19 protein-coding genes and 1 pseudogene are annotated in these 20,417 nt (G+C 68.2%); 11 read left to right on the top strand and 9 right to left on the bottom strand.

What is annotated here, in order from left to right:
• Positions 1 to 60: 60 nt before the first annotated feature.
• From DSD19_RS00100 to idi, 6 genes are read left to right on the top strand one after another with little or no spacing between them, the layout of a single operon-like run.
• A complete protein-coding gene (locus DSD19_RS00100) occupies positions 61 to 879 on the top strand; it encodes a B12-binding domain-containing protein (RefSeq protein ID WP_113668102.1) in 819 nt (272 codons plus the stop codon).
• 34 nt (positions 880 to 913) lie between these two features.
• Positions 914 to 2,338, top strand: coding sequence for a transcriptional regulator PpsR (ppsR, locus tag DSD19_RS00095; RefSeq protein WP_113668101.1), 1,425 nt, complete (start codon positions 914 to 916; stop codon positions 2,336 to 2,338).
• Between the two features lie 58 nt (positions 2,339 to 2,396).
• Positions 2,397 to 3,302 carry a chlorophyll synthase ChlG gene (gene chlG, locus DSD19_RS00090; RefSeq protein ID WP_113668100.1) on the top strand — a complete coding sequence of 302 codons (906 nt, stop codon included), beginning with the start codon at positions 2,397 to 2,399 and terminating at the stop codon, positions 3,300 to 3,302.
• Positions 3,302 to 4,591 carry a BCD family MFS transporter gene (locus tag DSD19_RS00085; protein ID WP_075787277.1) on the top strand — a complete coding sequence of 430 codons (1,290 nt, stop codon included), beginning with the start codon at positions 3,302 to 3,304 and terminating at the stop codon, positions 4,589 to 4,591. Before chlG ends, DSD19_RS00085 begins: the two co-directional genes overlap by 1 nt.
• A 5-nt stretch (positions 4,592 to 4,596) precedes the next feature.
• Entirely contained in the window at positions 4,597 to 5,778 is a 1,182-nt protein-coding gene (locus DSD19_RS00080; RefSeq protein ID WP_075787278.1) for a geranylgeranyl diphosphate reductase, read from the top strand.
• Entirely contained in the window at positions 5,775 to 6,305 is a 531-nt protein-coding gene (idi, locus tag DSD19_RS00075; protein WP_113668099.1) for an isopentenyl-diphosphate Delta-isomerase, read from the top strand. The genes DSD19_RS00080 and idi overlap by 4 nt, the downstream gene beginning before the upstream one ends.
• Before the next feature lie 49 nt (positions 6,306 to 6,354).
• Here idi and DSD19_RS00070 read toward each other — a convergent pair whose 3' ends face one another.
• Positions 6,355 to 7,314: a DUF808 domain-containing protein gene (locus DSD19_RS00070; protein ID WP_075787280.1), complete on the bottom strand. Its 960-nt coding sequence runs from the start codon at positions 7,312 to 7,314 to the stop codon at positions 6,355 to 6,357.
• A gap of 292 nt (positions 7,315 to 7,606) precedes the next feature.
• Between DSD19_RS00070 and DSD19_RS00065 the strand changes: the two genes are divergently transcribed.
• The 4 genes from DSD19_RS00065 (at position 7,607) to DSD19_RS00050 (ending at position 10,115) form a co-directional block, all read left to right on the top strand.
• Positions 7,607 to 8,458, top strand: a complete 852-nt coding sequence (locus DSD19_RS00065) for a B12-binding domain-containing protein (RefSeq protein WP_113668098.1) — start codon at positions 7,607 to 7,609, stop codon at positions 8,456 to 8,458.
• 290 nt (positions 8,459 to 8,748) lie between these two features.
• Positions 8,749 to 8,976: a hypothetical protein gene (locus DSD19_RS00060; protein WP_075787282.1), complete on the top strand. Its 228-nt coding sequence runs from the start codon at positions 8,749 to 8,751 to the stop codon at positions 8,974 to 8,976.
• Positions 8,977 to 9,250: 274 nt separating this feature from the next.
• A complete protein-coding gene (locus tag DSD19_RS00055) occupies positions 9,251 to 9,724 on the top strand; it encodes a MarR family winged helix-turn-helix transcriptional regulator (protein ID WP_113668096.1) in 474 nt (157 codons plus the stop codon).
• A 10-nt stretch (positions 9,725 to 9,734) separates the two neighbouring features.
• Positions 9,735 to 10,115: a response regulator gene (locus DSD19_RS00050; RefSeq protein ID WP_113668095.1), complete on the top strand. Its 381-nt coding sequence runs from the start codon at positions 9,735 to 9,737 to the stop codon at positions 10,113 to 10,115.
• Positions 10,116 to 10,140: 25 nt separating this feature from the next.
• Here DSD19_RS00050 and DSD19_RS00045 read toward each other — a convergent pair whose 3' ends face one another.
• A complete protein-coding gene (locus DSD19_RS00045; RefSeq protein WP_113668094.1) occupies positions 10,141 to 11,433 on the bottom strand; it encodes a sensor histidine kinase in 1,293 nt (430 codons plus the stop codon).
• A 162-nt stretch (positions 11,434 to 11,595) separates the two neighbouring features.
• Between DSD19_RS00045 and DSD19_RS00040 the strand changes: the two genes are divergently transcribed.
• A complete protein-coding gene (locus DSD19_RS00040) occupies positions 11,596 to 12,840 on the top strand; it encodes a glycosyltransferase (RefSeq protein WP_113668093.1) in 1,245 nt (414 codons plus the stop codon).
• Here the strand turns inward: DSD19_RS00040 and DSD19_RS00035 are convergent.
• From DSD19_RS00035 to DSD19_RS00005, 7 genes and pseudogenes are all read right to left on the bottom strand, one after another.
• Positions 12,834 to 14,891, bottom strand: coding sequence for an exonuclease domain-containing protein (locus DSD19_RS00035; RefSeq protein WP_113668092.1), 2,058 nt, complete (start codon positions 14,889 to 14,891; stop codon positions 12,834 to 12,836). The two genes, DSD19_RS00040 and DSD19_RS00035, sit on opposite strands and share 7 nt — an antisense overlap.
• Complete coding sequence (locus tag DSD19_RS00030; RefSeq protein WP_113668091.1) at positions 14,884 to 15,267, bottom strand: response regulator transcription factor; 384 nt, start codon at positions 15,265 to 15,267, stop codon at positions 14,884 to 14,886. Before DSD19_RS00030 ends, DSD19_RS00035 begins: the two co-directional genes overlap by 8 nt.
• 12 nt (positions 15,268 to 15,279) lie before the next feature.
• Positions 15,280 to 15,792, bottom strand: coding sequence for a hypothetical protein (locus DSD19_RS00025; RefSeq protein WP_113668090.1), 513 nt, complete (start codon positions 15,790 to 15,792; stop codon positions 15,280 to 15,282).
• Positions 15,793 to 15,795: 3 nt separating this feature from the next.
• Positions 15,796 to 17,634 carry a DUF294 nucleotidyltransferase-like domain-containing protein gene (locus tag DSD19_RS00020; RefSeq protein ID WP_075787290.1) on the bottom strand — a complete coding sequence of 613 codons (1,839 nt, stop codon included), beginning with the start codon at positions 17,632 to 17,634 and terminating at the stop codon, positions 15,796 to 15,798.
• A 122-nt stretch (positions 17,635 to 17,756) separates the two neighbouring features.
• Positions 17,757 to 19,574, bottom strand: coding sequence for a sodium:solute symporter family protein (locus DSD19_RS00015; protein WP_075787291.1), 1,818 nt, complete (start codon positions 19,572 to 19,574; stop codon positions 17,757 to 17,759).
• A 15-nt stretch (positions 19,575 to 19,589) separates the two neighbouring features.
• Positions 19,590 to 19,841 (bottom strand): DUF4212 domain-containing protein, encoded by a 252-nt coding sequence (locus tag DSD19_RS00010; RefSeq protein ID WP_075787292.1) that lies wholly within the window; start codon positions 19,839 to 19,841, stop codon positions 19,590 to 19,592.
• Between the two features lie 113 nt (positions 19,842 to 19,954).
• Positions 19,955 to 20,417 (bottom strand): annotated as a pseudogene (locus tag DSD19_RS00005) (acetyl-coenzyme A synthetase); the annotation flags it as partial.

Below are 20,417 nucleotides of genomic sequence, written 5' to 3'. Positions count from 1 at the left end.
AGCGCGTTGCGCACCGGTCGTATCGAATCCGCCGGGCCGGTCCTCGGCCGGGGGCGTATCATGGCTGAGCCGCAGAAGTCGATAGCGCCTGCCGGGCCGCCCTCCCGCCCCTGCGAGCGTCATGACGAGGTCGAAACCCTCGCGAGCCAGGTGCTTTCGGCGCTGGCGCAGCGCTCGGGCGACGGGGCGGAGGCGGTGAGCTCCAAGATTCTGGCCGAATTCTGCGCCGACGTGCTGCGCGGCGACCGGTCGATCCGGACCGGCGCGCTGGCCACGCTGCGCCGCCACGGGATTTCCGCGACCGCCATCGTCGACGGCTATATCCCCGCCGCCGCGCGCGAACTGGGCGACCGCTGGTGCCGCGACGAACTGAGCTTTGCCGACGTGACCATCGGCGCGGCGCGGCTGCAGGCGATGCTGCGCGAACTGGGCGCGGCCAATGCCTGCGACATGCTGGCCGCCTCGGACGCGCCCAATATCATGATGATCGTGCCGCATGACGAATTCCACACGCTGGGCGGCATGACCGCCGCCAACCAGATGCGCCGCATGGGCGCGTCGGTCTGTCTGGCGCTGGGCCAGACCGAGGACGAGATCCTGCAAAAGGCCATGGCGCGGCAATTCGATCTGGTGGCGATTTCCGTCTCCTGCCGCCAGAAGCTCGACTCGACCCGGCGCCTGGTGAACGGCTTGCGCCGGGCGCTCGGCTCCGGCGTGCCGATCGTGATCGGCGGTCGGGTTGCCGACGGGGCCGAGGATATCTGCGCGCTGACCGGCGCGGACGCGGCCACATCGGACGCGCACGAGGCGTTGCGCCTTTGCGGCATGGACAGAAGAACGCTGGCGCCCGGCGCCGGCCGGTCAGGGCAGGACCAGTGACGGGGAGGCGGCCGGGACGGCCGGAAAAGGGCGCGTGACGTCAAGGGGCACCAAATACTGGAACAGCGGCGCGATCCCTCTCATCGCGCCCGAGATGCTGGGCGAAATCATCGCCACGGCCTGCGACGTCGCGATCGTCCTCTCGCCCGAGGGTCGCGTGCTGTCGGTCTTGGTGAACAAGGACCATCACGCCCATGGGCAGCTCGATCACTGGGAAGGCCGCGACATCCGCGACGTGCTGACCCAGGACAGTCGCCCCAAGCTTGACGCGCGGCTCGAGTTCTTCGCCCGGGGCGGCGAGACCGGAAAACCGGTCGAACTGAACCATGCCGATGGCGAGGGCTGGTCTTTCCCGGTCCGCTATTCCTTCCACACCATCGGCCCCGACGGCAGCACACTGCTGATGCTGGGCCGCGACCTGCGCCCCATCGCCGAGATGCAGATGCAGCTCATCGAGGCGCAGATGGCGCTGGAGCGGGACTACGAGACCCAGCGCGAATACGACACCCGCTACCGCGTCCTGTCCGAATCGACCCGCGACGCCTTCGTCTTCGTCGGAACCAAGTCGGGCCGGGTGGTCGATGCCAATCCGGTGGCCTGCGAGCTTCTGGGCGCCGAGCGTGCCGAACTGATCGGCAACGCCTTCGCCCAGGAATTCGACGGCCGCCGCCGGGCCGAGTTCCTCGAGGCGCTGAGCCAGGTGGCCCTGTCGCCCGAGGCGCATCCGCTGCCGCTGGAAACCCGGCGCACCCGGGTCCGGATCCGGCTGCGCCCGATTGCCTTCCGCGCGGCGGGCGAGCCGCTGATCCTGTGCCGGCTGGACCGGACCGAGGACCGCGAGCCCAATGGCGGCGAGATGGGCGAGACGCTTCTGGCCTTCTACCGCCAGGGCGTCGATGCGCTGGTCTTCACCGACCCGCAAGGCGTGATCCTTGCCGCCAATGACAGCTTCCTCGGGCTTGCCGATGCGCCGCATGTGGGGTCGGTCAAGGGCCGGTCTCTGGGCGATTATCTGGTGCGCGGCAGCGTCGATCTGAGAGTGCTCGTCGAAAACGCCACCCGCAGCGGGCAGATGCGGTTCTTCGCCACCAAGCTGTCGGGCGAATATGGCGCCCAGGTCTCGGTCGAGATTTCGGCCACCTATCTCAAGGACCAGGCCAGCCCCTGCATCGTCTACGTGATCCGCGACGCCAGCCGCATGGAGGGCGCGCGCAAGCCCGGCGTCGCGGTGTCGGACGACGCGATGCGCTCGGTGATGGAGCTGGTGGGCTCCGCCAGCCTCAAGGACATCGTGACCGAAACCACCGATGTGGTCGAAAAGATGTGCATCGAGACCGCCGTCGAACTGACGCGGAACAACCGCGTGGCGGCGGCCGAGATGCTGGGGCTCTCGCGCCAGAGCCTTTATGTGAAGCTCCGGAAATACGGGCTCCTCAGCAGAGACGGGGGCGACTCGTGACGCCCCTGCAGGGAAGCAAGACCCGCCCCGAACGGGGCCAGGAGAATCTGCGGAAGACATGACCGATATCTCGAACGTGCCGAACCGGCGTCTGCCGGACCCCGCCGCCATGGTGACGCTGATCAAGCCGATCACCTGGTTTCCCCCGATGTGGGCCTATCTTTGCGGCACCGTGTCCTCGGGGGTGTCGCCCCTGTCGAAACCCGGCCTCGTGCTGCTGGGCATCGTGCTGGCAGGCCCTGTGGTCTGCGGCATGAGCCAGGCCGCGAATGACTGGTGCGACCGGCATGTCGACGCCATCAACGAGCCCTATCGCCCGATCCCCTCGGGCCGCATTCCGGGGCGCTGGGGGTTCTATATCGCCTGCGCGATGTCGCTTCTGGCGCTGGTGATCGGCTGGCAGCTGGGCCCCTGGGGCTTTGGCGCCACGATCCTCGGCGTTGCCGCCGCCTGGGCCTATTCGGCCGAACCCGTGCGGCTGAAGAAATCGGGCTGGTGGGGGCCGGGGCTGGTTGGCATCTCGTATGAATCGCTTCCGTGGTTCACCGGAGCGGCGGTGCTGTCGGCGGGCGCCCCCTCGGTCTATGTGGTGGTGATCGCGCTGCTTTACGGGATCGGCGCGCACGGGATCATGACCCTGAACGACTTCAAGGCGCTGGAGGGCGACCGCCAGATGGGTGTGAACTCGCTGCCCGTGACCATGGGGCCGCGCAAGGCCGCCTGGGTGGCCTCGATCGTGATGGCGGTGCCGCAGGCGGTGGTGATCGGCCTCTTGGCGCTCTGGGACCGGCCGTTCCACGCCGCGGGCGTGACCGCCGTGCTGCTGGTGCAGTTCTGGGCGATGTCGGTGATGATGAAGGACCCCAAGGGCAAGGCGCCCTGGTATAACGGCGTGGGCGTCGTCCTCTATGTGTCCGGCATGATGATCTCGGCCTTCGCGATCCGGTCGCTCGGAGCGCTCTGATGACGCTGAGCTGGCTGCAGATCGTCCGGCTGGGGCTCGTGCAGATGAGCCTTGGCGCGGTCGTGGTGCTGACCTCGTCCACGCTGAACCGGCTGATGGTGGTCGAACTGGCGCTTCCCGCCGTGCTGCCGGGACTTCTGGTGGCACTCCATTACGCGATCCAGATCACCCGGCCCAGCTGGGGGTTCCTGTCGGACACGCGCGGCCAGCGCACCCGGTTCATCATCGGCGGCATGGCGATCCTGGCGCTGGGCGGCTATCTCGCCGCAACCGGCGTCGTGGTGATGGAAGACCATTACGGCGCGGGGCTGGCGCTCTCGGTCCTGGCCTATGCGCTGATCGGCATCGGCGTCGCGGCCTGCGGCACCTCGCTTCTGGCGCTGCTGGCCACCGCCACCGCGCCCGAACGCCGCGCGGCGGCGGCCACCATCACCTGGCTGATGATGATCGCGGGCATCGGCATCACCGCCGGCACGGTCGGCGCCTTCCTCGATCCCTATACGCCCGCGCTGCTGCTGGAAATCGTGACCGTGGTCACCCTGGGCGCGGTCGCGGTGACCACGCTGGCGGTCTGGGGCATCGAAAAGCGCGTGGTCGCCCATCGCGAACCCGACGAGATGCCGTTCTGGAAGGGCATCGGCGAGGTCTGGGCCGAGCCCCGCGCCCGCGTCTTCACGCTGTTCGTGTTCCTGTCGATGGTCGCCTATTTCATGCAGGAACTGATCCTCGAGCCGTTCTCGGGCCTTGTGTTCGAGTTCACACCCGGCCAGTCGACCTCGCTGTCGGGGGCCCAGCATGGCGGCGTCTTCCTCGGCATGGTCGTGGTCGGCATCGGCAGCTCGGTGCTGCGGATCTGGGCCTTGCGCACCTGGGTGATCCTCGGCTGCCTCGGCTCGGCCGCGGCCCTGACAAGCATCGCCGCACTTGGGCATTTCGGCGCGCATCTGCCGCTGACGCCCGCCGTGGTGCTGATGGGCTTTTTCAACGGCATCTTCACCGTCGCCGCCATCGGCGCGATGATGGCGCTGGCAGGCGAGGGCCGCGACGCGCGCGAAGGCACGCGGATGGGCCTTTGGGGTGCCGCGCAGGCGATTGCCGCAGGCTTTGGCGGCCTTGTCGGCGCCGCCGCGGCCGACGGTTTGCGCCAGATCATGGACGACGCACCCGCCTTTGGCGTGGTGTTCCTGACCGAAGCGATCCTCTTCGTGCTGGCTGCTGCAATGGCCCTGAGGATCATGGATGGAAATCGACCCACAACGGAAAACGCAGGTCTTGTGCCAGGGGAGTAAGACAGATGATTTATGACGTTGTTGTCGTCGGGGGCGGCCCCGCCGGCGCCACCGCCGCAGAGGATCTTGCCCGTTCGGGCAAGAAGGTCGCGCTTCTGGACCGCGAGGGCCGGATCAAGCCCTGCGGCGGCGCGATCCCGCCGCGGCTGATGCGCGATTTCAACATTTCCGACGAACAGCTGGTGGCCAAGATCGACACCGCGCGGATGATCTCGCCCTCGGGCCGTTTCGTCGACATCCCGATCGAGAACGGCTTCGTCGGCATGGTCGACCGCAAGGATTTCGACCCGTTCCTGCGCGCCCGCGCCGAACGCGCCGGTGCCACCCGCTTTACCGGCACCTTCGTCCGGGTCGAGCGCGAGGAGGAAAAGACCTTCCTCGTCTTCCGCGACAAGCAGTCGAAGGAAGAGGTCAGGCTTCAGACCAAGTTCATCATCGGCGCCGACGGCGCGCGGTCTGACGTCGCGCGTGCCGAAGTGCCCGGCGGCGACAAGATCCCCTATGTGATCGCCTATCACGAGATCATCGACGCGCCGATGGCGGTCGGCAACTACCAGCCCAACCGCTGCGACGTGATCTATGACGGCCGGATCAGCCCCGATTTCTACGGCTGGGTGTTCCCGCACGGGCATACCTGCTCGGTCGGGATGGGCACCGGCGTCGACGGCTTCGACCTGAAACAGGCGACCGCCGATCTGCGCAAGATGGCCGGGCTCGACCAGGCCGAGACGATCCGCAAGGAAGGCGCGCCGATCCCGCTGCGCCCCATGGACAAGTGGGACAACGGCCGCGACGTGGTCGTGGTGGGCGATGCTGCGGGCACCGTGGCGCCCAGTTCGGGCGAGGGCATCTACTACGCGATGTATGGCGGGCGCGTGGGCGCGGCTGCGGTCTCGGCGGCGCTGGCCTCCGGCCGCGCGTCGGATCTGAAGCTGGCCCGGCAGATGTTCATGAAGGACCACAAGAACACCTACAAGGCGCTGCAGGCGATGCAGGACGCCTATTACCACAGCGACGAACGGCGCGAACGCTTCGTGTCGCTCTGCCACGATGTCGACGTGCAGACGCTGACCTTCGAATCCTACATGAACAAGAAGCTGACCAGGAAACGCCCGCTGGCCCATATCAAGATCGGGATCAAGAACGTCGCCCACCTGACGGGCCTGGTGTCGCCGCAATACACATGAGCGAAATGATCCCGGCCTGGGTCAACGGCGAACTGACACCGGTCGAGAAGCTGGAGGCCCACCAGAAGGGCCTCCGCCACAAGGCGATCTCGGTCTTCGTTCTGGATGGCGACCGGGTGCTGATCCAGCGCCGGGCGCTGGGCAAGTATCACACGCCCGGCTTCTGGGCGAATACCTGCTGCACCCATCCGCGCTGGGACGAGGAGTCGAAGACCTGCGCCAACCGTCGGCTGGCCGAAGAGCTGGGCATCACCGGCCTGACGCTCGAATTCCGCGAGCAGGTCGAATACCGCGCCGATGTGGGCAACGGGCTGATCGAGCACGAGGTGGTCGACATCTTCGTCGCCGAGGCCGGGCCCGATCTGACCTGGGACCTGAACCCCGACGAGGTGATGGATGCCCGCTGGATCGGTCTGGACGATCTGGCCCGCGAGACCCGCGAGACCGAGGGCGTCTATACGCCCTGGCTGCGGATCTATCTTGAAAAGCACAGCGACGCGATCTTCGGATCGCTCGCCTCGGCCTGAGCGCCTTTTCGGTCCGGGCTTTGGCCCGGGCCGGTTCTTGCCTGCGCCGTCAGGCCCGCCGCACAAGCCGCACCAGCGGCAGGATCGCGAAGCTCGTCACCGCGACCAGCACCGATCCGGCCGCGATCCCCACCACGCCGTCCAGCGCCGCCGTCACGATCCATTCGGTCGCGCCCTTTGCCACCGGGATTGCCCCGGCCACGGCCATCGCCGCGTGGCGGATCGCCTCCTGCGGCAGATGCCACCCCAGTTCGTGGGCGCCATGCACCAGGATCGAGCCGCCGACCCAGATCATCGCGGCCGTCCCAACGACCAGCAGCAGCGTCATGACCTTGGGCATGGCCCGCACGATCCCGATGCCAAACCCGCGCGTCAGCGCCAGCCGTCCCTTCTCGGCCATCGCCAGCCCGATATCGTCGGCCTTCACGATAAGCCCGACCGCGCCATAGACGACGACGGTGATCAGCGCGCCTGCCAGCGCCATCGCCGCCGCCTCGACCCAGATCGTCATGTGGTCGGGCAATGAGGCAAGGATGATGGTCATGATTTCGGCCGACAGGATGAAATCGGTCTTGATCGCGCCCTTGACCTTGGCCTCTTCCAGATGGGCCGCCGACATCTGACCGTCCGGCCCGGCCTCGGCCGCGTGATGGGACGGCCGAAGCGCGTGCCAGATCTTCTCGACCCCCTCGAAGCAAAGGTAACCCCCGCCCAGCATCAGCAAGGGCGCGATCGCCCAGGGCGCGAATTGCGACAGCACCAGCGCCACGGGAAGAAGAATCACCAGCTTGTTGAACAGCGATCCGCGGGCAATTCCCCAGACGATGGGCAATTCGCGGGCAGGCGAGAAACCCTGAACGTATTTGGGCGTGACCGCAGCATCGTCGACAACCGCCCCCGCCGCCTTGGACGAGGCCTTCACCGCCTGCCCCACCACATCGTCCACCGAAGCGGACGCAACCTTGGCGATCGCCGCCACGTCATCGAGCAGCGCCAGTAACCCGCTCATCGCCTGTCTCTATCCTGTTCTGCCCCGTCGTCCTGCGGCGCAAGGATAGCGCACCGCCCGGCCGGGTCCAATAGCGGCAGCCGGGCCGGGGGCGCCCTGCGGCATCCGCCCCGAGCCGGGATCGGGATCGGGATCGGGATCGGCAAGCCCCCGCCCGACCGGGCGCCAGAACAATCCTTTTGAAATCAGGGATTGACGCAATGCTGCTGTTGTTTTTGAGTTGTATTAATCGTAATGACAACCCGAGCGCGATCTTCTCTCTCGGTCGCCTGGAACCATCAGGGTAACTGCCATGGACTCCGACCAGCGCCAGCCGGCCGAGGCCCGTTTCGTGCGCCCGGTCGACGGCTTCTGCCAACCGCTGCCCCAGGCCAGTCTGCGCCGCGTCGCGCAGGAGGCCCTGATGCGCGTCGCCCGCCTGCCCTGCCCGTCGCCCAGCCCCTTGCCCAGCCCGTCGCCGTCGCCACCACCGTCGCGCCACCCACGCGCCGAGCCGCCCGCTCTGGCCGAGATCGAAGCGCTGTGCGCGACGCTCGCGACGGGCGATCTTTTGCAGTCCCGCCAGATCCTCGATGCCCATCTGGCGGCGGGGCGCGACAAGACCTGGATTGCCGAGGCGCTGTTGCCCGAGGCGGCAAGGCTGATGGGCCGCCGCTGGGAAAGCGACGAGGTCAGTTTCGTTCAGGTGGGGCAGGCCGTGGGCCGGCTTCAGCGGCTTTTGCGGCTTGTGCGTGCCGAGGCCGGCCCCCGCCCGGTCGATCCGGCGCGGCGGGCGCTTTTCGCCACGCCCGAGGCCGAAACCCACACCTTCGGGGTGATCGTGGCTGCCGACATGTTCCGCGACCACGGCTGGGAGATCGAACTGTCGCTGTCCGAACCGCAAGACAGGCTGATCTCCGACCTGACCCAATCGCGGGTGCGCCTTCTGGGCCTGTCCGCCGCCGGACCCCGGTCGGCACTGCCGCTGACGCGGCTGGTCGAGGCGGTCAAAGCGGCGCTGCCCGAGATACGGGTGCTGATCTGCGGCAAGATCCTGCACAACTGCCCCGAAATCGCGCGCCAGATCCCTGCCGACGGGCATGCCGACGACCTGGAGACCGCGCTTTCCCTGGCCGACCGGCTGGTCCTGGAGGCGCGCCCCTGACAGCCCCCCCCCCTGACAGCCCCACCCAATGCCCGCACCCGCTCGCAGCACCCTCGCGCAGCACCCGCTCACAGCACCTGGGGCCGCACCCGGGGCGCCGTGCCGCAGACCGGGCGCGAATTGCACGATCCTGTCGAAAGTGACCGACGCCTTCACGTGCCAGTAGCAAGGACATACGCTCTGCGCTAAAATACCTCACTTGACAGCAGCGCAGAGGCCGCTCGGCCCTCTTCCTCTTCAGCATGGCACCGCCCGGGAACGGCGCCCAAGATCAAGAAAGGGAGCTCGGCATGACAAAGGACTTGATGATCGCGCGTCATCGCGAGGACGCCTTGCATGAGGTGGCCGAGACGCTGGACGGGCTGACGATGTATCTGAGGGCAATCGACAACAAGGCAACCTCGGAACCGGCGCTGGGAAAGCTTGCGCTGCGGATCGAAGGACTCGCCGAGTCGGTCCGCGGTGAGATCGGCCGCCGACGTGCCGCACAAATGCGAACGTATCGGCATCTTCACTGAGGCCGTGCTGCGCCCCGCACCTGTCTGAGGCAACGGACAGTTTCCGGGGCCGGGCGGACCCCAGGGGCTGTCGGCAGCCCCAAGACGGCCAGACGGTCCGCAGGAGGACTTTGGCCGGGTCTTGTGTCTTCGGTCGTTCCCGCAGTCATTCCGCACGGGGTCCGATCCGGCGGCCTGCCCTGTCCTGCCCTGTTATGACTTGACGTATTGACGAAACCATCGGTGCCGGGCAGCGTTCATGACCAACGTCTGGACCCTGTTCGATTGAAACGGTATGGATACTTTTCGTAACCCCTCGTTCCCCGGGGTCTGCACGACCAAGCGAAACCTCGAAGCCCTCAGGCGCAGCGACCTCGCGGCGGCAGTGCTGATGGAGCGGATCGTCCGCGACGCCTACGATTCGAAAAGTTCCAGCGCGATCCAGCCGCTGCAATGGTCGATCCTGCGCTATGTCGAACGATCGCCCGAAGACCGCTGCACGCTGACCCTCATCGCCAGCTATCTGGGCCTGACCCATGCCCCGGTCAGCCGCGCGGTCAGGACGATGCGCGACCGCGGGCTTGTCGGACAGCGCAGCCATCCGCGCGACGCCCGCAGCGCGATCATCTCGTTGACCGAGGCCGGGCGGGCGGCGCTGGAGCTTGACCCGATCCGGAAGATCGGCTTACTTGTGGGCACCCTGCCGGACAGCGAGCGGGCCGCGATCAAGCGGGCGCTCCGGTCCATCGCGATTTCCCTTTCGTCCTGAGGAGACCTCGATGCCGAAGGTCGTGGTGATCGACGATGACGTCGAGATTCTGAAGATCTTCCCGCGTCTCTTGGCCGGAAGCGAGTTCGAGCCCTGCTGTACCTCGGATGTCGAGACCTTTCTCGAGCGCGTCCGCAGCGAGCGGCCGGTGGCCGCCATCGTCGATTTCTGGTTGCTCGACAATACCGCGCTGCCGCTGCTGGACCGGCTTCGGGCCGAGGGGCTGGACCTGCCGGTGGTGCTGATGTCGGGCGGCGGCGGTGGCCATTCGGCACTGATGGCCGAGACCCTCGGCGAGGTCTGCGGGATCGTCTCGTTCCTGCACAAGCCCTTCCGGCGAGCGGAAGTGATCGAGGCTCTGCGCGGCGCGGCGGCGGTCGCGCTGAACTGACCGCAACGCCCGACCGGGGTATGGGTCAGGCCGCCAGCGGCAGGTAAAGCGACACCCGCGTCCCCGCCCGAGAGCTGGCGATGTCGAGGCCGCCCTGCGCGCTCCGGGTGAAGCCCTGCACCATCGCAAGGCCCAGCCCCGTTCCCTCGCCCGCAGGTTTGGTGGTGAAGAACGGCTCGGTCACCCGGCTCAGGATCTCGTCGGGGATGCCGCTGCCGGTATCGGTGATCGAGATTTCCGCATAGGCGCCACGCGGCAGCCGCGAGCCGTCCAGCATCGGGCGCGGCGCGGTCAGGCGCACCGGACGGGTTTCCAGCGCCAGCCCGCCCCCCAGCCGCAGCGCATCGCGCGCGTTCAGCAGCAGGTTGATCAGCGCCGCCACCAGCTGGTCCTGCGCGACCTCGACCAATACGGGCGCCTCGGGCGGCGCGATCCGCATCCGGATCGTGGGCGGGATCAGCGGCCGCACCAGCGACCGGACCTCTTCCAGCGCCAGGCACAGATCGACCCGGTCGCGGCCGGCCGGTTCCGCGCGCTGCGCAAAGGCCAGAAGACGGCGGGCCAGCGCTGCGGCGCGGTCGGCCGCCGCCGCGGCCTCGGCGATACAGCGGTCGCGGTCGGTCGGGTCGGAACTGTCGCGGTAGAAATCCAGATTGGCCTGCAGCGCCATCAGCATATTGTTGAAATCATGCGCGATGCCACCGGCCAGTTCGCCCATCGCCTGCATCTTCTGAGCCTGCAGCGACCCGTAGGCAGCGGCCTCGGCGGCCAGTCTCAGGCGGCGTCCGGCCCAGATCGCATGGGCGAAATAGCCCAGCATCGCCAACCCCGAGCCGGTGGCCGCCCCACGCACCGCCATCGAGTCGATCCGCGGCAGCACCATCGCGACCAGCACCATCAGCGCCAGCCCGATGACCGCCGTCTCGGCCAGGACCAGCCAGCGCTGGCTGTCGCCGCGCCGGATCAGGAACACCATCGCGCAGCCCAGCATGGAAAGCGCGGTGATCCGGACCGCCGCCTCGTCCTCGGTCCCAAGCGTGGCCGGAAGCCACAAAAAGGACACCAGCGCCGCCAGGAACAGCCCGCCGGCAATCCGCGTGTCGTGCGCCGTGCAGATCCGGCCCCGGCTCCGCAAAAAGGCAAGATAGGCCAGATTGGCCAGGCCATAGCCCGCCATCCAGATCAGCACCGCCGCCCATCCCGCGGCCTCCTGCAGAACGGCGCCGCCCACCGCCACGCCCAGCCCCCGCAGCAGAAGTTCCTGGGGACGTCCGAATTCAAGCGCGTAAAGCCGGTCGATTTCCCTGCGGTGATCCATACTGTCCTCGGAGCCGAGACGCATCGCGGCGCGGATCTTGCCAGCGCAACCCGCGCTTGTCACCTGCGCCCTGCAGGCGGGTCTGTCCGAAGACCTGCCCTAAGGTTCGGTTAACCTCGTCCGCCCTAGACTTCGGCCCGACACTGACGCAGGCTTGGGCCGATGCCATCCATCCTTTTCGTGCATGAGAACTTTCCGGCCCAGTTCGGCGGCATCGCCGGCTATCTGGTCGCGCGCGGCTGGGACGTGGTCTTCGCCACCGCCGCCGATGGGTTCCCCCGGGACCGCGTGACCCGGATCGCCGCAAGCGGGCTGCGGGTGCTGGGCTATGGCCGCCACCGCGACGTGGACAAGGCCACCCACCGCTATCTGCGCGGCACCGAACGTGCGGTGCTGAACGGACAGGGTCTGGCCCGGGCCGCGATCGCGCTGCGCCAGCAGGGATTTGCGCCCGATCTGGTGGTGGCCCATTCCGGCTGGGGCTCGGGCAGCTTCGCCCGGGTCGTCTGGCCCAAGGCGCGATTCGTGCCCTATCTCGAATGGTGGTACAATTACCCGCCCGTCGACATGGAGTCCGAAAGCACCGACTCGGCCGAGGACCGCCATGCCGCCACGCTTTGCCGCAACCTGCCCTTCCTGCTGGACCTGCAGGCGGCCGACGCGATCCTGGTGCCGACCACCTTCCAGCGCGACCAGCTGCCCGACTGGCTGCAGGCGCGGACGACCGTGATCCATGACGGCGTCGACATCGACGCGCTGGTCCGCCCACCGCCGGGCGAGCCGCCCTTCACGCTGGAGGGCCTGCCCGACACGGCGCCGCTTGTCACCTATGCCACGCGCGGCATGGAGCCGATGCGCGGCTTTCCCGAATTCATGGCCGATCTGGCCCGGCTTCAGGCCGAGGACGAAACGCTGCACGCGGTCGTCGCGGGCGAGGACTCGGTGCATTACGGCGGCCGCCTGCCAGAGGGCGACAGCTGGAAGGCGCGCGCCCTGGCCGCGCATGGCTTCGACATGACGCGGCTGCATTTCACCGGGCGGCTGCCCGCGGGCCGCTATCGGGCGCTGCTGCGCCGGTCCGACGCGCATGTCTACCTGACCCGGCCCTTCGTCCTGTCCTGGTCGCTGCTCGACGCGATGGCGGCGGCCTGCCCGATGGTCGTCTCGGATACCGCCCCGGTGCGCGAGGTGGTGCCGCCCGACGCCGCCCGTTTCGTCGAATTCCAGACCCCCGGCGAGATCGCATCGGGCATCGCGGCCCTTCTGGCCGACCGCGCCGCCGCCCGCACCCTGGGCGCGCGTGCCCGCGCCCATGCCGTCGCGCATTACGCTCAAGGCGACCTTTACCCGAAACGCGAGGCGTTCTTCCGCGCGGTGATCGGCGGCCCGGCCGGATCCGGTCAGTAGGTCTGGGCGCGGCGGATGCCGTGCATCTCGTTGGCCCGCGCCATCGCTTCGCCCAGCGTGCGGACCCCGACGGCCTGCAGCTCGTCCAGCATGTGGCGGAAGACCTCGGCGGTGGCCAGCGCATCGCCCAGCGCCGTGTGCCGGTGCTCGGGGTCGAGCCGCACCCCGAAGCGGCAGGCCAGCGCATCCAGCGTGTGATCCTCGGCATGGGGATAAAGCGCGGCCGACAGCAGCACGGTGCAGAGCACCGGATGATCGAAGCAAAGCCCCAGCCGGTCTTCCTTCATCTTCAGGAAGGCCATGTCGAAGGCCGCGTTATGGGCGACCAGCACCGAGCCCTCGCAGAAGGCGTGAAATCGCCGCCCGACCGACACGATGTCGGGCACACCGCGCACCATGGCGTCGTCGATGCCGTGGACCGCGGTCGACGAGGCCGGAATGTGCCGCCCCGGATTGACCAGGGTGTTGAAGACCTCGCCGCGCAGGATGCGCCCGTTCACGATGCGCAGCCCGGCGATCTGCACGATCTCGTCGCCCTGCCGCGGAGCAAGCCCGGTGGTCTCTGTGTCGAAGACCACGTAGCCGAGCCCGGCCAGCGGGCGGTCGGCCAGCGTCCCGGCCGCCGCGCGCGGCAGCGAGAAGTCATAGAATTCCGGCCGCGGATCGGCGGGCGTCAGCACCGGCGCCGCCGCAGCCACCAGCGGCAGGACCAGCCGGTGCCCGGTCTCGGTCGGCTCGGCCCAAAGCTCGGTGCCATGGCCTTCCAGCGCATCGCGGCCGAGATATTCGCCATAGCCCGCCGAAAGCGGCGCCGCGAGCCAGCGGTCGATCTGCCCGTCGCTGACCGGCGCGCCCGTCCAGTGCAGCTCCAGACAGACCTCGCGGCCCTCGGGCACGGCGCGCAGCACGAAACCGCCGCGCTGGCCGTCCGCCCGCAGCCCCTCGATCACCCGGCCCAGAAGCTCGGAAATGGCGAAGCCGTCGCAGCGGATGAACTGGCGCCCGCCCTCGAAGCGCAGATCCTCGGGCAGGCGCGCGGTCAGCGCATCGAAGATGTCGTCCGAGGCGACGGCGGGCATCGGCCAGCGCCGGGTGGTGGCGACGCCATAGCGGTCGGCCACCTGGTTCATGCGGTCGACCAGCATCGCCTGTTCGCTGCGCAGCTGGGCAAAGAAGGTCGACCGCATTGCCCCCGCCATGTCGGGATCGGACTCGATGGCGTCGAACAGCGCCCCGATGGCCGCGGTCGGCCGCCGCACTGCCTCGAGCATGGTGTTGAACAGGTGGTCAAGCTCGGCATGCGCCTCGAGATCCTCGGTCGCATCGTGGAAGATCAGCACATAGCCCACGCGCTGCCCCTCGACCGCGACGGGGCTGACGCGCGCCATCAGGAAACGGTCGCCGCTGTCGGTGGCGGCCAGAAAGCGTTCGGCCTCGGCCTCGCCCCGGGCCGCCCGTGCGCCCATCCGGTCGAGCGCGTGGGTCAGCGGTTCGGACCTGAGAAAGGCGGTCAGCGGCCGGTCGAGCCCCAGATCGCCCAGAAGCCCAAGCGCCGCGCGGTTGTACAGCATGATCCGGTGATCGAGCGTGGCCACCACCACCCCTTCGGCCAGATCGCGCAACAGCGCCTCGAACATCGCCTTCTCGCGGTTCAGCGCGGCGGTGCGGTCGGCGATCGCCCGGGCCTGCGCCTCGCGCGTCGCGGCCAGCGCATCGTGGATCGCATTGGCGGCAGGGGCCAGCGCCCCCAGATAGCGCGCGGGCGCCTCGTCGATATCGGCGGCGATGTCGACGCGGGCCCGGGTCTGCAGATCGGCCGCCAGCGCCTGGATCGGCCGGGCAACGTTCGAATCGAACAAGAGCCCCACCCAGGCCGCGAGCCCCAGCAACCCGCACCCCGCCAGCACGCCCGCGATGACATAGCCGTCGGCCGGCCCGCCCGCCCGGGCATGGCCGAACCAAAGGCCCAGCCCCAGCAGAACCGTGCCGCCCAATGCCAGCGCCCCGAAGAACAGCGCGAATCGAACTCTCAGCCCTAGCCGCTCATGCATCCATGTCTCCCCCCAGCAGCGCACGGATCTGGGCCGTCAGATCCGCGGTCGCAAAGGGTTTTGTCAGGAACGCATCCGCGCCCAGTGCCAGACCCTTGCGCCGCTCGACCTCTCCACCGCGCGCTGTCATCATGAGGACCTTAACATTCCTGAGGTCCTCGTCCTGCCGCATGATCTGGCAGATCTCGTAGCCCGAGCGTTCGGGCAACATCACGTCAAGCACCACCAGATCGGGCCGGTCCTCCTCCATGGCCCGGAGTGCGGCATTGCCGTCGCTTACCCGCCTTGTGTCGTAGCCCTGGCGCGCAATCAGGAATTCCAGCGCCAGCGCGATGCCGTCCTCGTCCTCGACCAGCAGAACCGACTTCTCGCCCATGCCTGCCGCTCCTCAGTCCTGCGGCACGCAGATCGCCCGGACCAGCGGATCGCCCGGCGCCAGCGGCTGCCAGTCGGCCACGGCCGGGTCGGTCAGGGCGGCGTCGGTGGCCTCGGCCCGGGCGGGCGCGGCGCAATCGATCAGCACCGTGACCGTGCGCGCCGCGTGCCAGCGCGCCAGCAGGTAAAGCTCGACCAGCCGGACCTCGGGGGCATCGGGGCGGGTCTGCGCGCCGATCAGATTGGCCGCCATCAGCCGCGTGGTGACCGGGGCGACCAGCGTCCAGGGCTTCCAGGCGATGGCCTCGTCTACCCGGGTCACCTCGACCACGCCTTCCGGCAGGCTGGCCACGGTGCGCGCGCCCCAAGTGTATTCCGACCAGAGCGCATAGGCCAGCATCGCGACGGCCGCCGCCAGCGGCACCGCAAAGCGCGGCAGGCGGCGGCCGCTCAGCCGGTTCACCACCAGCACCAGCCCGCCCGTGCCGATCCCGGCAACGATGATCGCGATCAGTTCGATATACATGGCCTACCCCATCACGCCCCGGCCCTGCCCGGCCGAGGACTGCATTGTCTTGATCACCATGAACGCGTCGCGCAGGTGGTTGCGTTCCAGTTCGGACAGCTGCGCGGGCGGCATGAAATTGTCGGGCCGCGCGCCCGCCCGGATCTGCGCCGCCTGATGGCGCAGCCGGGTCTCGGCGATGAAGTCATATGCGTCGATCAGGTCATGCGCCCCCGCCTTCGAGATCACGCCCGCCTCGCGCGCCGCCTCCAGCCGCTCGCGGGTGTTGACCGCCTGCAACTCGCCCCGGAGCGCATAGACCCGGCCCAGATCGACCACCGGCACGACGCCCGAATGCTTCAGATCGACCGTGTCCTTGTGCTCGCCCGACCGGATCAGGGCAAACCCGCGCAGAAGCCCCAGCGGCGGCGTGTGCTTCAGCGAGTTCGACACCATATGCGCCACGAAAATCGAGTTCCTGCGGGCCATCGCCAGGGTCTCGGCCTGCAGGTCGCGAAACAGCGCGGTGTCGCCATGGATCGGCCTGAGATCGAACATCACCGAGGCCAGCATCTGAGCCTGATTGTCGGGCTGGGCGATCCAGCCCGCGAAATAGTCGCGCCAGACCCGGCGCGGCTGACGCCAGCGCGGATTGGTCGCCATCATGTCGCCCGGGCAATAGACGAAGCCGCAGGCATGCAGCCCGTCCGAGACGAAGGCCGCCAGCGCGAGGAAATAGGCATCCTGCCCGGGCTCGAAGGCGTCGTCGAGGATCAGGCAATTGTCCTGATCGCTTTGCCCGGTCTGCTCGCGCCGGCCCTGACTGCCGCAGGCAAGCCACAGATAGGGCACGGGCGGCGGGCCCAGCTCGGCCTCGGCCAGCACCAGCAGGCGCCGCGTGATGGCATCGGTGATGTCGGTGATCCGCCGGGTGATGGCGCTGGCCCCGGCCCCGGCGCTGACAAGCTGTGCCAGAAGGCTTGGCACCTGTGCCACGACGCGGGCCATCTCGGCGGCGCTGCCCGCATCGACGATATCGGCGATCATGTGGCTGGCGGTCGCCGCCTGCTGGCGGAACAGATCGGTGCGCCCGATCAGCCCGACGATGCGCCCGCCCTCGGCCACGGGCAGATGGCTGATATTGTGATCGGCCAGCCGCATCAGCGCATCCAGCCCCAGCGCATCGGGCGCGATGGTGATGAGATCCGAGGTCATCACCCGGGCGACCGGCGTGGTGCCGTCCAGCCCCTCGGCCAGCACCTTGTTGGCCAGATCGCGCACCGTGACGATGCCCGCGGGCGTCTCGCCCTCCATCAGGATCACCGACGAGATCCCCTTGGCGCGCATCAGCCGCGCCACGTCGCGGACCTCGGCCCCGACCGGGCAGGTCACCGGGGTGCGGGTCATCAGGTCGGACACTTTCAGCGCGGTCAGCCCGGCCGCATCGGCGCCGCTGTCGGCGGGCCGCGCCGGGGACGCGCGCTGGAACCAGGCGGCAAAGCTCGGCACATCGTCGATGAGGTCGTAGAACCGCTCTTTCGGCAGGCGGATCAGCACCGCATCCTCGGCCACCCGCGCGGTCAGCGTCGCCCGCCCCAGCCGCAACAGCCCGCGCTCGCCGATCACGTCGCCGGGGCCGCGCAGCGCGACCGGGCCCGATCCGTCGGTCTCGATCTCGACGCTGCCGCTTTCGATCACCAGAAGCGCCTCGAGCCGCTCGCCCTCGTAGGACAGCGTCTGCCCGGTCTCGGCGACGATCCGGGTCAGGCTGGGCCCAAGGGCCTCAAGCGCGGCCGCGGGCACCATGTCGAAGGGAGCGTAACGGGTCAGGCTGGCCAGGATATCGGCATCGGTCTGGGACATGGCTCTGCTCCTGCGCCGGCAGCGGGATCGTTCAACTACCTAAAAGGAAACGCGCGCCGTCAATACATGGCGCGGCAGGAACCGGAAAAAGGGGGCGGAACTCCGCCCCCTTCCCTGTTTCGTCAGTGGCCGGTCGCGGCACCGGCCCCGCGCGGGACGCGGATGCTTTCGACCAGTTCCACCACCTCGCGCGGCGGTGTCCGGGTCACGGCCGAGACCCCGAAGGCGACCGCGAAGTTCAGGACAGCGCCAACCGTGCCGATCGACAGCGGCGAGATGCCGAACAGGTAGTTGGCCGGAACGTCCTCGAAGGTGGCGGTGCCGGGGATGAAGAACCAGCCCTTGTAGAGGAAGATGTAGACGGCGGTGAAGATCAGACCGACCAGCATCCCCGCGATGGCGCCTTCCTTGTTCACGCGCTTGGAGAAGATCCCCATCATCAGCGCCGGGAAGATCGTCGCCGCAGCCAGCCCGAAGGCCAGCGCCACCACCTGCGCGGCAAAGCCGGGCGGGTTGAGGCCAAGCCAGGTCGCGATCAGGATCGCACCGGTCATCGAGATCCGCGCGGCCAGAAGCTCGCCCTTCTCCGAGATGTTCGGGTTGATCGAGCCCTTGATGAGGTCATGCGAGATCGCCGACGAGATCGCCAGCAGCAGACCCGCCGCCGTCGACAGCGCCGCCGCCAGCGCCCCCGCCGCCACCAGCGCGATCACCCAGGAGGGCAGCGCCGCGATTTCGGGGTTGGCCAGCACCATGATGTCGTTGTCGATCTTGGTGACCTCGTTGCCCTGCCAGCCGCGTTCGGCCGCCAGCGCCTGCATCTCGGGGTTCTTGTCGTTGTAGTACTGGATCAGGCCGTCGCCGTTCAGATCCTGCATGACCAGAAGCCCGGTCTGTTCCCAGGTCTTCACCCAGTTCAGCTTGGGGTCGGTCTGGATCGCCTCGAGGCTGATCGCGTCGCCGTCAAGCGCATTGCCCGCGACCGCATTCGGCCACATGGTGGTCGTCAGGTTCAGCCGCGCCATCGACCCCACGGCCGGGGCCACGGTGTAAAGCAGGGCGATGAAGACCAGTGCCCAGCCCGCCGAGGTGCGCGCGTCGGCCACTTTCGGCACGGTGAAGAAGCGGATGATGACATGCGGCAGACCCGCCGTGCCGATCATCAGCGACATGGTGAAGAGGAACATGTTCAGCATGTTCGGCGTGTCGGCGGTATAGGCGGTAAAGCCCAGTTCCGTGACCACCTGATCAAGCTTGGCAAGGAAGGTCTGGTCGCCGCCGCCCGGCGCATAGTCGCCGATCAGCCCGAGCTGGGGCAGGAACGACCCGGTCAGCGCCAGCGAGATGAAGATCGCCGGGATGGTGTAGGCGATGATCAGCACCACATATTGCGCCACCTGCGTGTAGGTGATGCCCTTCATGCCGCCGAACACGGCATAGGCGAAGACGATGGCCGCGCCGATGTAAAGCCCGGTATCGGTCGAGACCTCGAGGAAGCGCCCGAAGGTCACGCCGACGCCGCGCATCTGCCCGATCACATAGGTGATCGAGATCACGATCAGGCAGATCACCGCCAGAAGCCGCGCGCCGCCCGAATAGAACCGGTCGCCAATGAATTCCGGCACGGTGAACTTGCCGAACTTGCGCAGATAGGGGGCCAGCAGCAGCGCCAGCAGCACATAGCCGCCGGTCCAGCCCATCAGGAAGGCCGACTGGGTGTAGCCGCCCGCGGGCGCCAGCGCGATGATCCCGGCCATCGAGATGAACGAGGCCGCCGACATCCAGTCGGCGCCGGTCGCCATCCCGTTCAGAACCGGGTGAACGCCCCGGCCCGCAGCATAGAATTCCGCGGTCGAGCCCGCCCGGGCCCAGATCGCGATCCCGACATAGATGGCGAAGGTGATGCCGACGAAAACGAGGTTGAGGGTAAACTGATCCATCTGGTCCGGGCTCCCTTACTCATCCACGCCGTACTTGCGATCCAGCCCGTTCATCAGCCAGGCATAGACGAAGATCAGCACGAGAAAGACGTAGATAGAGCCCTGCTGGGCGAACCAGAAGCCCAGATCGGCGCCGCCGATCATGATGCCTTCCAGCGCCGGCCGGAGCACGATGCCCAGACCGAAGGATGCGACCGCCCAGATCGCCAGGCAGATGAGGATGATGCGCACATTCGCGCGCCAGTAATCGGAGTCCTGTCCGGACATTGGGGTCCTCCCTTGTGTCGGTTAGAGGGAACCGGCCGCCCACCTCCCGTTGCGGGCGACCGGAGTGCATCGAGAAATATCGCGCGGGGGACGCGGGGCGCGCGCACGCGCCCCTAGCCGCGGTTCATCCTGTTATTGATGAGCTCGTCGACGACCGAAGGGTCGGCGAGCGTCGAGATGTCTCCGAGGGAGCCGAAATCGTTCTCGGCGATCTTGCGAAGGATGCGGCGCATGATCTTGCCCGAGCGGGTCTTGGGCAGGCCCGGGGCCCACTGGATGATGTCGGGCTTGGCGATCGGGCCGATCTCGGTGCGGACCCATTTCTCCAGCTCCTTGCGAAGCTCTTCCGTCGCCTCGACCCCGTTCATCAGCGTCACATAGGCGTAGATGCCCTGACCCTTGATTTCGTGCGGGTAGCCCACCACCGCGGCCTCGGCGACCGCCTGATGCGCGACAAGGGCCGATTCCACCTCGGCCGTGCCCATCCGGTGGCCCGACACGTTGATCACGTCATCGACCCGGCCCGTCACCCAGTAATAGCCGTCCGCATCGCGGCGGCAGCCGTCGCCCGAGAAG

Source organism: Rhodovulum sp. BSW8 (assembly GCF_003314725.1).
Taxonomy (GTDB): Bacteria; Pseudomonadota; Alphaproteobacteria; order Rhodobacterales; family Rhodobacteraceae; genus Rhodovulum; species Rhodovulum visakhapatnamense.
This window is presented reverse-complemented; position numbering and strand designations above follow the sequence as displayed.

What these genes read in the sequence shown, in the direction of transcription:
- DSD19_RS00100 (WP_113668102.1), top strand. Translation starts at nt 61, where the DNA reads ATGGCTGAGCCGCAGAAGTCGATAGCGCCTGCCGGGCCGCCCTCCCGC.
- chlG (WP_113668100.1), top strand. Translation starts at nt 2,397, where the DNA reads ATGACCGATATCTCGAACGTGCCGAACCGGCGTCTGCCGGACCCCGCC.
- DSD19_RS00085 (WP_075787277.1), top strand. Translation starts at nt 3,302, where the DNA reads ATGACGCTGAGCTGGCTGCAGATCGTCCGGCTGGGGCTCGTGCAGATG.
- DSD19_RS00080 (WP_075787278.1), top strand. Translation starts at nt 4,597, where the DNA reads ATGATTTATGACGTTGTTGTCGTCGGGGGCGGCCCCGCCGGCGCCACC.
- idi (WP_113668099.1), top strand. Translation starts at nt 5,775, where the DNA reads ATGAGCGAAATGATCCCGGCCTGGGTCAACGGCGAACTGACACCGGTC.
- DSD19_RS00070 (WP_075787280.1), bottom strand. Translation starts at nt 7,314, where the DNA reads ATGAGCGGGTTACTGGCGCTGCTCGATGACGTGGCGGCGATCGCCAAG.
- DSD19_RS00065 (WP_113668098.1), top strand. Translation starts at nt 7,607, where the DNA reads ATGGACTCCGACCAGCGCCAGCCGGCCGAGGCCCGTTTCGTGCGCCCG.
- DSD19_RS00060 (WP_075787282.1), top strand. Translation starts at nt 8,749, where the DNA reads ATGACAAAGGACTTGATGATCGCGCGTCATCGCGAGGACGCCTTGCAT.
- DSD19_RS00055 (WP_113668096.1), top strand. Translation starts at nt 9,251, where the DNA reads ATGGATACTTTTCGTAACCCCTCGTTCCCCGGGGTCTGCACGACCAAG.
- DSD19_RS00050 (WP_113668095.1), top strand. Translation starts at nt 9,735, where the DNA reads ATGCCGAAGGTCGTGGTGATCGACGATGACGTCGAGATTCTGAAGATC.
- DSD19_RS00045 (WP_113668094.1), bottom strand. Translation starts at nt 11,433, where the DNA reads ATGGATCACCGCAGGGAAATCGACCGGCTTTACGCGCTTGAATTCGGA.
- DSD19_RS00040 (WP_113668093.1), top strand. Translation starts at nt 11,596, where the DNA reads ATGCCATCCATCCTTTTCGTGCATGAGAACTTTCCGGCCCAGTTCGGC.
- DSD19_RS00035 (WP_113668092.1), bottom strand. Translation starts at nt 14,891, where the DNA reads ATGCATGAGCGGCTAGGGCTGAGAGTTCGATTCGCGCTGTTCTTCGGG.
- DSD19_RS00030 (WP_113668091.1), bottom strand. Translation starts at nt 15,267, where the DNA reads ATGGGCGAGAAGTCGGTTCTGCTGGTCGAGGACGAGGACGGCATCGCG.
- DSD19_RS00025 (WP_113668090.1), bottom strand. Translation starts at nt 15,792, where the DNA reads ATGTATATCGAACTGATCGCGATCATCGTTGCCGGGATCGGCACGGGC.
- DSD19_RS00020 (WP_075787290.1), bottom strand. Translation starts at nt 17,634, where the DNA reads ATGTCCCAGACCGATGCCGATATCCTGGCCAGCCTGACCCGTTACGCT.
- DSD19_RS00015 (WP_075787291.1), bottom strand. Translation starts at nt 19,574, where the DNA reads ATGGATCAGTTTACCCTCAACCTCGTTTTCGTCGGCATCACCTTCGCC.
- DSD19_RS00010 (WP_075787292.1), bottom strand. Translation starts at nt 19,841, where the DNA reads ATGTCCGGACAGGACTCCGATTACTGGCGCGCGAATGTGCGCATCATC.